We start from the raw sequence: 13,394 nt of genomic DNA, 5'->3' as shown, positions 1-13,394 counted from the left end.
TTTTTCAATAAAATTGGGAAGGCTAGATTATTTACTATAGTTATCATCGGCTGAATAGTAGCCTGATGAATCGTCATTCACATGAGTCATTATTTATCATACTTAGCAAGTACCAATTATATCGTTCTTTGGCATAGGCACTAGTAAACATAAACACTTAAAATAGTCTGCTATAAGTGGTTCCATTATACCAGTCTGTCTTAAGTGGTCTATTAGTAGGTTTAAGGGCTAAAATAACTGGTTCCCTTGGGGTATACCCTAAAAGCCTTCCCCTTGAAATTCATGATATTTAGAAGAAAATTTATGCAAATTACTTTTGGATTCTTCGTTTAAAGAATCATACAGGTCATTATTCAAGACAGCATAAGCGCATATAAAAGCACTTTTGTTTTTTTGAGTGTAGTCTTGCATCATGTCTATACAAGAAAATGAATTGAGTACGTTGAATAGAATACTAGTATTATAAGGGGCGTATTCCAAAGCTTTTTGGAAAAAAATTAGTCCAGAGTAGTTTTCTTTATCTTCCGAAAGATATGGAGCAAGATCTACAGTTATTCCTTTTAGGTTTAAAGCCTCCGCTATTTCACTATCTGTTGAATTACTATCAGAAATTACTTCATTTAAGATATCAAGAGCTAGCTCTGGTTCATAGTTTTGGTAAAAAATCTCTGCTTGGTTCAGCTTTTTTTCTATAGTAGGCATTAGTTTTTTATCCATTCATCTTTGGTTATACGGTAAGCAGATCGATGCCTGTATAGCGCACCGAACAAGTGAACGTATACTCAAAATAACAGATGTTAGAGTGATTTTACCATTCTAATATCTGTTATTTTGGCGTCCTCGTATAGCTCTTCATCACATTGACCGTCAGACTTAAAACCAAATTTTTCATAGAAACTAATCGCGGATAGGTTAGTTTTTAACACCCACAAAGATAGAATAGAGCAGCTATTGCATTGAGAAGCATCAATTAGGGCTGAGTCCATCAACTTAGTACCTATTCCTAAATTTTGGTATTGCGGTAAGAGATACAAAGTGGTTATTTCCCACTCTTGATCTTTCTTAAAGTAAGAAATAAATCCTACAGCAGTATTCTCAGCATCATATGCTATCCATGTATTTACACCAGAGCTAGGTAATACCTTCTCCCACATGTTCATTTTCTGAGACAAGTTATTTTCTTTGTCTCTATACGTTTCGGGTAAAAGACTCGAATACGTAGCATTCCAACTTTCAAAGTGTATATGAGCAATATTAGAGACATCGTTCTGGTCTGCCTTCCGTATAAAAAACATTTGGCATTCCATAGCTAATATTAGGGTAATACTACAGCGTAACAAAATGCATCAGCTGAGGTCTCATCTGACTGGTACGTAGATAAGGAAATATCTTGGCTATCAGGATAATGTTTTAAAATTAATTCAATTTTATCAATAATACAATTTTCCGAATCTGTCATCTTTCCGTTGTACACAGCTTGTTTAAAGCTCTCACCTTCGTGTAGCTTAATTTTATACTTACTTTCTATTTCTAGTAATTTTGAAAGAATACTCATATTTGATCCACTCTTTTAATATTATTTAGATAATCATTGTATAGGCTTTTTCATGTTCAAATAAGCCCAAGTTCGATGCATGTCTATCGCATCAATCACAAACAGAGTATGTATGGTAAGTACACCATGAAGTACACTGTGACTCTTTCAATGAGTTAAAATCTTGATACCATTAGCCCACAGCTTAACGTTCGAGTCCTCACTAGGGGACCATACTTCTTCTTATAAAAGACATTATTGGAACAATTCAAACAGAGAGTAATTTAAAATATCTAAATGTTCATTTTGAATAAAAGGGAGTGTTTGCTTAGATCGATACTTTCCAAGTATTTTTTGAGTATGATAGGTAATTACTCATTGAAATGAATATCTTTTCACACAAATACTTCTAAATTTTAAGATTAGATAAGTATGAGCTTACAAGAGGTAGTTAATAAACTAACTATCTGTGAATATAGAAAAATCTGTATGCATTAATGTTTCTAAAGCTATTCTAGCCGTGGGAGGAGGATTCGTAATCATCTCTTGATAATTAACTTCTAAGTTTTTTAGAAACATCTCTGATATTGGTCGACCTGAAAAATCATCAAAACTAGGTGAAAAATGTATACCTATAGCTTCACACATAGCCTTTTCTAAGCCTTGGGGTCTTGCTTCAACCAATTGAAATAGCTCTTGCTCTTCACTTGTTCTACCACATTCAGTATACCAGTAACCATAATCATCTAGTTCGCGTCGTTTTTGCCCTGCTAAACAATAATGAGCTATTTCATGTAATAGACTTCTTGGGTAGTTTTCTTTAAAAAATATCTTTGCCTTTGTCTCCACCTTTGGCGCTTCGTAGTAAGGTTCATCTGCTCCACCAATTATTACTATACTTGGAAATACATGTTCGAACAAATTTATTAGGCTAATACATAAATCATCGTCATTCATAGGAATACTTATAAAATATTTTAATAAACGTAGTACGGGAAGTAATGCTTTAAACAGGCTATGCAAATAGATGAAAGTTAAGTAAGCAATAAGAAGATTAAGCTATTTATCAAATTCTTTAACCAATCTAACATTAGAAGAATCCATTAGTCCTGATTGAAGCTCAAAATTTTGCTGCAAAATATTAAGATAGTTTTGCATTAGAAGATCATATTCTTTTTTAAGCATATCATACTTCGACTTTGCTTTTAATTTAAGCTCTTTTTCGTGCTTGAGCTTAGCAGTATGATTAGGCACTGCTTTAGCAAGTTTTTTGCGTTCCTCTTCCGCTTTTTTTATAGCTTCGCATAGTTTTGGATACCTCTCATTGCGAACATATCCTTTCCCTTTGCCTGCCTCTTTACCTACAGCGTCCTTAGTTAGCTTGAATCGAGACGAATTCGTATCGACAATTTTAGCTGTATTAGTTATGAGGCGCTCCAAGGCATTCCAATAAACCTGTTCTGCTTGACTGGTTTTCATATTGTTTTTCCTTAATTTAATACTAAGACTGAAAGAAGGCTATCGATTTTTTTAATGCTCGTTTCGTACTCATGATGGACACGTTTAGGAATGTCTAGAGTGAGTTGAGACTCATAAAAATCTTTGGTTTGTATTAAACTACTTCTAGATTCTGATGAAAAAACTGCATTTTCACAGCTAATACAAGCAGTTGCCAAAACACCAGCACCCTTATCACAAGGTTTGATAGACATACATCCGCCTACTAAAGTAGATCTATAACGAATTTTACCGTTTTTTACCGCTTTCTTAGTGCTCTTTCTATCGTCTAAAAACTTAGGAAAATTGTTCTCTGCTCGCTTTTTTTGTAAATTTTTGCCAGCCGCACCAGTTAACTTCATTCCACTATCTAATAATTTATGTAAGTTATCTGACTCTACTCTTGCTTGGGCTTCCTGCCACTCCTTTTGCATAGCGATAACTTCAGGACCATTTCCTAAAATATTTATTGCTCTAGAGTTCGAGTCCGTGTAATAGACTGTCATTATCATACTGATATGCTTTAGTTGAGACTTGAGGGTAGGATATGAAACATAACCACTAGAAGCAGCATATACGGCTAGAGAGCGTCTAAATTGATGGAAACCCAAAGGCCAAGGCTGACCTAATTGGACGCTGTCAGATATTTCATTACCATATAGAAACCAATTAACCTCTGATATGTCTTGTTCTGAGATAAGAAATTGCTTACTTCTCATAATTCTTTCGAGCTGTGTGTGACGAAGCGAAGAGGTTGTATAATTGAAATTAGGATGAGGCTTACTAAATTTTCCTTTCTCAATTGAGAGGAACAACGGCAATTTACTTTTATCAGTTTCTATACAACTCTTGTTTCCTGACCAAGCTAATACCCCCTCAGCGATAAACTGAGCTGCTTTGAAGGCATCTTCAACAACCGAGCCTGTAACCCACTTAGTAAATCGTGGTACTCCCCCTTTTTCTAGCTTCGTTGTAGTTGACCATATAACAGGTATGTTACCATTTTCAGAATTAATATATTTTAAACCATTGAAAGGTACAGCTAATAATTCTTGTTTTCGCATACCTGTAAAAGCAGCTATAACTATAGCGCACCTAGTTTGAATTTGAGCCAAGCAAATTGTCAAACTTCCCCAAGTCAGCTCTTTTATAAGTCCTGCCTTCCGAAGGTTTTTTAAAATGGATATCAACCTATCGTCTTTTCTCAAATTAGCATCCCAATAACTCTTAAATAAAGACTTTTGTGACGAAGTTAGTATTGCCATTGGTGCATTTTTTTCTATTTTTAACGTTGTATCTCTTATTTTAATACGCGTAGAGAAAATATATTCTAATTCATCTAGAAACTCATTAAAAATTCTCAAAATTTCAATACTGTCTTTTAAAAGAGCTTGATAAATGCGTGAAGGAATGACCATGGTTTGAAAGACATCAGTAGTCTCAGGAAAAGACAGTCTAGCTTTTTTTAGTTTAATCAAAAATTCTTCTGAGGGTTGTAAGTTAATCCAAAATTTATTCTGATTTAAAACAGATGCAGTATTGATAATTCTATTTATTCTAGCTAAACATAGTCCTATTTGTCTTTCTGATGTATTACTGGTAATTAAAAACTCGATTGCATTAGGTTCCGTAAATATGTGATGCTGTTCTATATCGTTGTTTACACAGTAGCCAATTAGAAAAGAGAGAGCTACTAAGTCGCTACTAAACTTTGTCATAGAACACCCATTTATTTCACAAATCCAATGGAGTGCAAATATCTTGAGAAATTTAACTGCCAAGTCAATTTTTTTATTATCAATACTATTAGTTTCTATTGATTTTTGAATTCTAGATCTAAAGTTGATAGTTTTCAAGATATTGCTAGTAGCACTATAATCCCAGATGTCATCTGAAAAAATGGATAATGCTTCTCCATTTTTAGAAAAAGTTACAGCTAAGTCGTTCAATTGCCTGTCAAGCAAGGCATTAGGTATAGGTTGAACTTCCTTACTGGAAGATTCTCGCATCATAATATGTTTCATAACTTGATTTATCTCTATTTATATTGTGAGGCAGTTTTAAGAAAGTCAATATGCTTACTCCAATACTCGTTATAAATTTGCGCGTTAATGTGTCGTTCGACGTCGTTTACTAGTTCTTTAACGCTATCGTCCCCTTTCTGAAGAGTAACAATAATTTCACTAATTCTGTCCAATGAAGGCTTTATTGAAATAAGGTAATGCTCAGGATCATTACGCATAGCAGAAGACTTCAACAAAGCTTCCCTCAAGCTTAATAGCTTATGTATATCTTCAAAGCTTCTGTGTACGGCGAAGAATCCACAGAACAAGCAGCTCTCGAATGTTGCACAAGAAGGATTGAGAGCTTCCTCACTAAATCCTATTGCCTTAACAGGGTCATAATCAGATAGGTTGGAACAAGATCCTGTTGGTATTTCCAAAGTATCGTAATTATCGGAAGTATTGATAGGTATAGGTTGGTGATTAGTTCGACCAAATTTAAGAATTGCAGCACTCATCTTGTTGTGGTATTCGTTCATCTCTATAGCTTGGGAATCAATATCGATTGAAGCATAAGATTTAGCTACCGTAGTCAGCGAATTATTCAGCTTTTTAGCTACTAATGATAGATTTCCTTTAGAGTGTTTTATAAAATATTCCGAACATAAGTTTCTGATATCTCTAGCTGAAATTCTTTTCACTCCTTTAAATAAAGGAGATTCTTTATTAGTAGCACTTGTAGAACTTCTACCAAAACGAAGCAACTGACCTTGCTCACCAATCCGAACAAACAGGTATTCACAACCCTCGCTAAATCCATAACTATCAATTTTTTCTCTAAGCTTTAAGTATTGTATTAGATAACGTTTTAGTTGCGGAGACGCAGAGAAATCAACTTGTCTGCCTGCTCTGTATTTGTGCTTTGTAGCGAAGTTCGATGAACCAATTTTTTCTAAGTCTAGATCAGATATTTTCAAATCAAGTGTGGGTTGTATATTGGAGGCGGTAAAAGAAAGAAATATATAGTAAAAGCAATACGTACATAAGTTATAAGCATAGATTTTTTTATATTCTAATATGTCACTGTTCCAATTAGTTCTAGAAGCTATTAATGTGTTCTTATAAAATTTTCTTATAGAATATTCATTCTTAAAGCTTGGTTCTAAGATAGGTTTTATTTTATCAAAAGTTAATAGCTCGTTTTTACTATCAAACAAGTTAGGTATTTTTCTTACACCCAAACTACTAGGAGAAGTCCAATAATAATCTTTACTTGAGGGGGATGACGGTAGAGTAACAGGTACAGGATATATATTATCTAATATCGCTTTTGAGAATTCATTGAAACATGTAATACAGGTTTGTAAAAAAACTCTGAAATCTTCTTGTGAATGCTTTCTTTCTTTAGTGTTATGTCCTCTGTAACGTGGTTTAGGAATAATGTTCAGCATCTCAATATCAGATAGTTCAAAAACTATTTTTATGAAGTCTCTGGCGACGCTTAGATTTGAGTAGAGTGTTGAAGCACTTAAAGATTCTCCCTCAGTCAAACGGCTTTTATGATACAGATTAATTTGATAGTACTTATAATTTGATACCAAACTATCTAAATCAATTGGCTTAGAGCCTTTAAAATCACAAAAATTGAAGAATCTTCTTAATACAACTAGAGTGCTTTTTAACGACTCATCTCGCCAACCTCTTTGAAGTATATCTGTGAGATATATTTTCAACCATCTGCTACGTTCTATAGATAGTGATGATTCTTTGACCTGACATGTAGTGTAACGTTTAGTTTTATGACGGTTATAAGTAGAGTATTTATCTCTATCGGTATAACAGACTCTACCGATATCCATTCTAAAAGTCCTACCATCAGCTTTTGAGCCTACGATAACTGTGTATTGAGGATACTTAATATCTACTATTTGCCTAGTACCTATCTCTATAAGTTTCTTATCACGGAAAGAGTTATACATTTTTTTCACCTAAATCAAACGCTATTCCAAAAGTTTCTTGAATATCATTAAATTCTTTTATTTCAGAGTCGAATTTTAGATAGGCTTCAGTGGTTGTTAAACTTCTATGATTTAACCTCTGTCTGACATGATCGAATATTTTAGAGTCAGGGTAATCCTTAGCTCTAAGGTTTCTTACGATATTCATCCCATAGGTAGCACGTAAATCATGGAATGAAAAATTTTGAAGACTGGGTTCAACTTTTTGAACTTTATTGATGAACCTTTTTAATTCATTTCTTAAAGATTGGCCGTTTTTAGGCACCATGACTGGTGCTTCAGTGTTCCAAACTGGTTTAGGGTTATTACGATTACGATCTATAATTTCTCTTTCAGCAGTTAGATAGGGGTTTCCAGTTCGAGTTAAAAACACATAGTTGTCGTCAGTATTTGCATAAAAGCTGTTTATATTCTGTCTTCTATGTTCCGCTCTTTCGCAATCTATATATGTTGCTAAATGATCAATTAGGTTACGTGAAAATATTAAGCGGTTTAGTCTCCCACTCTTTGAATCTGTTCTGTGTTTATATCCAGTATTTATCACGGCATAATCTGAATCAGCACTTTGTTCTAAGTAGTTGAGAGCAGTTTTAATACAAGCAATAGAGAGAGTGCATACGCTTTGTTGTCTAGCTCCTGTTCCGAGAGCTATTCTTATCATTAGTTCTAACTCTATTGACGCATAGTCTTTATCAAATGCCCTGAAAATAATTTCTTGTTCTTCAGAGCTTAAAGGACGCAGACTGCCTCCATCTCTCAATTTACCTAATGATGGTAAAGGTTTTCTGCTGCTTCTTAGCTTGAGATCATTTGTAATAACACTAATATTTCTCATTATTCCTACATTATTATGAATAGGTATAGAAACCTTCCTTTCTCTAAAGGGCTTATTCTCTATATCAGACTGAGGTACGAGTGATTGATGCTGTATATAATTATAGAAATGAGCAATAGAGGACAGAATGTTATTAATGTATTGAGAGCTAAAGTCGTGCTGTTCTATTACAACCTGTAAAAAAGCTTTGAATTTGCGAGGAACCCTTTGCTGATACTGGGTAGGTAAGTCTAAAAAGTGTTGGTTACTATGCTCTAGGTACTGTAGATAGTATTTTAGGTGGATAGCTCTTGCGGATAAGGTCTTCATATTTGAAAGAGCTGGAGTGTCTAGTTGTCCCATGAGATATAGGTTGCCTATTTTCCAAGGTAAACCATCTGATTGAATGATAACAGGCATTCTGAAGTGATAATCTGAGTTAGCTAAAGAGCTAAAAATGTAATCGTAATCATTAGCCTGAGCAGTCTTTGACCAATTTGCATTCTGCAATCTAAACCGTTTTAGATAAATTACTTTTGCATTAGAGTCAAAAAGGTCTTTAAGAGAAGGTTTCATCTCTTTTCTAGTTCGCTGCGTTCTTTGGCTTTAAACATAAGCTTTTCTATATATTGAGATAACGAATGGAACTGGTTCTTTGCATCATTTATGGCAAACCTCTTAAGTTCTTTAGGTACCCAGACGTTCATCTGAACCTTCTGATTTGACATGTATTCACCCCTTCAGGTTTTGTTACATAAGATGATAGCATTATGCTATCATCGTCGCAAGTTCCTTATGGTAATATTATTTGTTTAAAATTCAATATTCTATTTGGGCTTCGAAATGTCAAAAAATGTGCAGTTTAATTTAAGAATTCCTACTGAATTGAAAGCCCTGATCTCCGACGCCTCAAAAGTTAGTGGACGTTCAATTAATGCCGAGGCACAGTATCGACTAGAAAAATCTTTTGAAGGTCAAGAAGGAAGTTATATCGAAGCTATCGACGATTTAAAGAGTTTTTTTGATGCTCATTTACGTAGCGATCGCTTAAATCTACTATCTGGCAAACTAAATTTCCTCTTGAGTGAAGCTAAGGCAGCTGATAGTTTTCATACCCCAAGTATTTCTAGAGTTGCTGAGGCGCTTGGATACAATAGTGTGGGCGTCACTGAGGATTGGTTTGAAGGGCGAAAAGAGCCATCGTTTAACGAATTAGAAAAACTAGCCGCATACTTTGGGTGCCAAAAGAATTGGCTCGCTCATGATGAAGGAAGGCCTTTCGCAAAAGAAACATTTGAGTTTGGCTATGACATTGAAGAGAATGCTAGAAGCTTATTAAAAGGTAATAATGAAGATGAGGTTAAGTTGGTCTGGTTTGCTCGGAACAATACTGAAAACGGTGAACTAGTTATTATCAAGCATTACGATAGTTGGCATGGTTCGATTCTAGACTCTCGTGTGCATGTCAGTGACAAGGTAGGTATAGGTGGCTCTGAAGACAGAGCGCTCCTATCTTTAACATTAAAGTATCTTTGTAAGTACCATATCTCAAAGATTAGAGGAGCAATAGTTTCAGAACCAGACTTTAACGAATTAATTTGGGCCAAACAAAATCCGATCAAAGTAATTGATAAGTATCGTCACAATCCTTGGATTGAAGATATTTGGGATAGGTCAATGTATTCAAAGAAAGCTAATAGTTACTGGAAGGGATGGAGTGAGATGTGCATGTCTAATGAACTTTATATTAGTGAACATGAGATTTTATCTAAAATATCTATAAATTAATTTGAGATAAAATAAGTATGCCATACTAAGTTCAACATCACTTTTATAAGCGTAAATATTTAGAAAGTGCAGTGTTTAGCAAGCTATCAGGTATTTGAAAAGTAATTGAAGTGAGTCCGTAAGGATGGGTGCTCTCGATAGCAAAGTTATACTCATTTCTACCGTATAATTCCGTATACTTTTAAAAGCTGATAAAAAGGCTTTGTACGCTATGTAGTTCTCTATGAACCTAATATCAATGACAACTGAAAAGACTTTAATAGCCTTCGGTACTTAGCTATAGCAAACTGTATAAGCTACCAGTCCCAGAACGTGGATCTAGATAGCCTATTTTTTGAGATGAAATATCTATCCTAAAGATTTTAAAAGCTTATTACTATCTAAATTATAGCCTGCTTCACTGAGCTCTTTTGATAGTACCTGTTTCCAAGCACCAGCATTATCTAATTGGTTCCAAATAACACCGCTAAAATCTGTCGGAATGTCTAAGTCATCTGATTTGAATGCACATACTTTATGCCGTCCGAGCTTCCCCATAAAATAACCTAACTCTAGAATCACATTTTGACGTGCTCGAGGTTGGTAATTATCTGCATTTTTCGATTTACCCATATCATCTGGAGTCAGTAATATAATTGCAAACCCTACATCTGCATAATGCTCAATTTTTTCAATAATCGTTTTATTACCACTTGCCTGTTCATGAAGAATAATAGCTTCAAAGTCATTTTTTTCTAGAAAACGCGCCATCATTTCTTTTGCATGATCGTCATGCCCATGAACGACAAATATTTTTCTATTAGATTGAGCTACAGCGTTAGCATCATGTGTCTTAAGCTCAGGCTCAATTTTGCTATTTGAAGCAACATATTCTTTGTAGTCGCGTACAAAGGGGATTATTAGCCCTCTAACTAAGTTGTGAATACAAGAGATTGTTTTATTATCGCGGCTACTAAAAAACTCGTATGCATAATTGAAAGCATAACTTGTATCATTACCTATTTTTTGAATTAATGCATACTTTAAACCTAAGTCATGTTCATCATCGCCAGTCCATTGTAATTTGCTAGTGCCCGACATTCCTTTCTGTGTGGCATAGCTATCTTCTAGAAACTGTTCTAAATTAATATTTTTAGTAAGTATTTCATTGAAAGGCTGCAAGTCATCATGGCGCAACAGCTGAGCTAGCTTTTCAAGCAAGCCTTCATAAGTTTGGCTCTGTGATGCTTGGAGATCTAACACGGTATTATCTATTTTTTTGAATAGATCAATAGCCATTTTCATTCTCCTCACTATCTGCCTGTATTCTTGCTTCACTTGCTTTATCTACAATCATCTGCCTATAGGCTGCCTTGATACCGTTAGCCATGTCGATAGCCATAGGATTTGAAGCGTAATTTTCGAACTTTTTATCAACCATGTTTTCCATTTCAACGATAGCTAATTCAATGCTTTCAGCACTTTCAGCATCGAACTGTATGGTTCCTAATTCACCTTCAAGCTCATCGGTCACTTTGCCCAACTCACTTAATGTCTTGTTCAGTTGATCCAGCCCTTTTATCTCAAACATCTTATCTACTCCTATTTCATGACTATCGATTTTTATAAAGTTATAATAGCAGGTTAGCTGATTAACAATTCACATTAGCCGAGCATATGCGACAATATGTGTCGTTTGAAATATTTGTCTCATTGTTTGGATAGAATGACTTTGTCATAATGCCAAATCAGTTATATAAGCGCTCCTTTTACCTTACACCTTAGGAAGTATCATGACCAACTTGTCTACCGAAACCCTTTTTGATGAAACTGAAACGGCAAATAGTAAACAAATTGCTATTTTGAAGAAGCACTTTCCTCAATGTTTCGATAAGGATGGCCATTTTCAGCCTGAAAAGATGATGGAAGTCGTAAAAGCCAACGAAATAGATATGGTCAAGGAATCATATAGCTTAAATTGGCTTGGTAAAGCCTATGCTAGGCTGTTAACCAACTTACCGCCTCAAAAGCTACTAAAACCTGATACAACGCATAACGAGAGTTTAGAGAACAGTGATAGCGGTAATATACTGATTAAAGGTGATAACCTTGAAGTGTTGAAGCATCTAGTGAATGGCTACCGTGAAAAAATTAAGATGATATATATTGATCCGCCTTACAACACAGGATCAGATGGTTTTGTCTATCAAGATAACTTTAAGTTTTCAGTCGATGATTTGAGCCGATTAGCAGGCATCGATAAAGCCGAAGCGGAACGAATCCTTAGTTTTAACGCTAAAGGCTCGAATAGTCATAGCGCTTGGCTGACCTTTATGTATCCAAGGCTATATATCGCCCGTGAACTCATGCGCGAGGATGGCGTGATCTTTATTAGTATTGACGATAATGAGCAAGCTCAATTAAAACTATTATGTGATGAAATATTTGGAGAAGAGAACTTATTATCCCAATTTACTTGGCGAACAGACGGTAACTTTGATAACCAAGCTAAAATAAAAATTAACCATGAGTATATTATTTGCTATACCAAGAAACCTGCGCTTTTTGACTTTCCTGAGGCGTTAGATCCGAATATCGATGAATCCAGTAAGCTATTCAATAATGAAATTGTAAACACAATTGTAAAAAATGGGCCTAAAAACCCTATTAGTAAGGTGTTACTCCCAGTTGAATTTAGAGCGAACTTCTCAGATGGAGTAATTAAAGCAAGAGCAAACTCTTATCCCTTCTTTCACCGTGATGCAATTGTTAAGAACGGTAGGTTAACTAATGAGGTTGTTGTAGAAAGCGGGTGGAGTTCAAAACGGAACCTTGAATTGTTCATTGGTAACAATCTTAAGCCTACATTAGATACTAAAGGTCAGTTAACCGACTATCGGTTAACTGAAAATGGAGCTATTGAAAGCGTTAAAGTTAGGAATATTCAAAGCCATGTCGTTAGTGTTTTAATGAATATGGGTAATACACAGAGTATGGGAGCGCAATTAATTAACGAGTTTGATATCCCGTTCTCATTTCCGAAGCCTCTATCACTCATTAAATATTTAGTTTCGATTGCAACTAATAAAGATAGCCTTGTCATGGATTTCTTTGCGGGATCAGGAACTACGTCTCATGCATTAATGGAGTTGAATAGCTTAGATGATGGGCGTAGGAAAAGTATCTCAATTCAGTTGTCAGAAGATATTGAGCAAGACAGTTTAGCTTATCAGAAAGGATATAGAGCTGTATTTGACATTACCAAAGCCCGTATCACCAAAGCTGCGCAAAAAATCGCTAAAGAAAACCCTGATTATCAAGGCGACTTAGGCTTTAAAATCTTTGAAACGACTAATGACTTCCGTCCTAAGATAGATGATGATTTTGAAGTTGCTAATGAAAGCTTATTTGACGATATGGTATTAAGTGACGAGCAGTATCAAGCGCTGCTAGCGACATGGATGCTTTACGATAACAATGAGCTGACTGCAGATATTATAAGTATAGACTTGCAGGGCTATAACGCTGAGCTGGTGAATAAGAACCTATATCTAGTCGCCTCTGACTTTGGCACTCAAAATTTGAAGTGCTTGTTAGATAAGTTAGATGAGGATAAAAGTTTTGCGCCAGATAGAATCATAGTTAACGGCTACAACTTCGATACTGCCATACAGATGGAGTTAAACGAAGCCATCAGAAGCTATCAAAACAAAAAGAAGATCACGATCAATATTATTGTTAGATACTAAATTTTTGATAGC

Annotated in this window: 12 protein-coding genes; 2 read left to right on the top strand and 10 right to left on the bottom strand. The window is 35.0% G+C overall.

What is annotated here, in order from left to right:
• Window positions 1-258 precede the first annotated feature (258 nt).
• From ACR63N_RS11650 to ACR63N_RS11615, 8 genes are all read right to left on the bottom strand, one after another.
• A complete protein-coding gene (locus ACR63N_RS11650; protein ID WP_472782062.1) occupies window positions 259-702 on the bottom strand; it encodes a hypothetical protein in 444 nt (147 codons plus the stop codon).
• Between the two features lie 95 nt (window positions 703-797).
• Window positions 798-1,295, bottom strand: coding sequence for a GNAT family N-acetyltransferase (locus ACR63N_RS11645; protein WP_472782061.1), 498 nt, complete (start codon window positions 1,293-1,295; stop codon window positions 798-800).
• 20 nt (window positions 1,296-1,315) lie between these two features.
• Window positions 1,316-1,555, bottom strand: a complete 240-nt coding sequence (locus tag ACR63N_RS11640; protein WP_472782060.1) for a hypothetical protein — start codon at window positions 1,553-1,555, stop codon at window positions 1,316-1,318.
• Window positions 1,556-1,993: 438 nt separating this feature from the next.
• The gene (locus ACR63N_RS11635; RefSeq protein WP_472782059.1) at window positions 1,994-2,491 is read right to left on the bottom strand and encodes an elongation factor P hydroxylase; all 498 of its coding nucleotides are present in this window, start codon (window positions 2,489-2,491) and stop codon (window positions 1,994-1,996) included.
• Between the two features lie 102 nt (window positions 2,492-2,593).
• Window positions 2,594-3,013 (bottom strand): hypothetical protein, encoded by a 420-nt coding sequence (locus ACR63N_RS11630; protein ID WP_472782058.1) that lies wholly within the window; start codon window positions 3,011-3,013, stop codon window positions 2,594-2,596.
• Between the two features lie 11 nt (window positions 3,014-3,024).
• Window positions 3,025-5,043 carry a hypothetical protein gene (locus tag ACR63N_RS11625; protein WP_472782057.1) on the bottom strand — a complete coding sequence of 673 codons (2,019 nt, stop codon included), beginning with the start codon at window positions 5,041-5,043 and terminating at the stop codon, window positions 3,025-3,027.
• Between the two features lie 26 nt (window positions 5,044-5,069).
• Entirely contained in the window at window positions 5,070-7,013 is a 1,944-nt protein-coding gene (locus ACR63N_RS11620; protein WP_472782056.1) for a hypothetical protein, read from the bottom strand.
• Window positions 7,006-8,442, bottom strand: a complete 1,437-nt coding sequence (locus ACR63N_RS11615; protein WP_472782055.1) for a tyrosine-type recombinase/integrase — start codon at window positions 8,440-8,442, stop codon at window positions 7,006-7,008. The genes ACR63N_RS11620 and ACR63N_RS11615 overlap by 8 nt, the downstream gene beginning before the upstream one ends.
• A 267-nt stretch (window positions 8,443-8,709) precedes the next feature.
• Here ACR63N_RS11615 and ACR63N_RS11610 point away from each other — a divergent pair, with 267 nt between their 5' ends.
• The gene (locus ACR63N_RS11610; protein WP_472782054.1) at window positions 8,710-9,654 is read left to right on the top strand and encodes an Arc family DNA-binding protein; all 945 of its coding nucleotides are present in this window, start codon (window positions 8,710-8,712) and stop codon (window positions 9,652-9,654) included.
• Between the two features lie 348 nt (window positions 9,655-10,002).
• Here the strand turns inward: ACR63N_RS11610 and ACR63N_RS11605 are convergent, their stop codons facing one another.
• Together ACR63N_RS11605 and ACR63N_RS11600 are read right to left on the bottom strand one after the other, a co-directional pair.
• Complete coding sequence (locus ACR63N_RS11605; RefSeq protein ID WP_472782053.1) at window positions 10,003-10,932, bottom strand: TIR domain-containing protein; 930 nt, start codon at window positions 10,930-10,932, stop codon at window positions 10,003-10,005.
• Window positions 10,922-11,224 carry a hypothetical protein gene (locus ACR63N_RS11600; RefSeq protein ID WP_472782052.1) on the bottom strand — a complete coding sequence of 101 codons (303 nt, stop codon included), beginning with the start codon at window positions 11,222-11,224 and terminating at the stop codon, window positions 10,922-10,924. The genes ACR63N_RS11605 and ACR63N_RS11600 overlap by 11 nt, the downstream gene beginning before the upstream one ends.
• Before the next feature lie 202 nt (window positions 11,225-11,426).
• On the opposite strand from ACR63N_RS11600, the gene ACR63N_RS11595 reads away from it, so the two are divergent.
• Window positions 11,427-13,382, top strand: a complete 1,956-nt coding sequence (locus tag ACR63N_RS11595; protein WP_472782051.1) for a DNA methyltransferase — start codon at window positions 11,427-11,429, stop codon at window positions 13,380-13,382.
• Window positions 13,383-13,394: the final 12 nt, after the last annotated feature.

It is taken from the genome of Psychrobacter sp. M4 (assembly GCF_055699795.1).
This window is presented reverse-complemented; position numbering and strand designations above follow the sequence as displayed.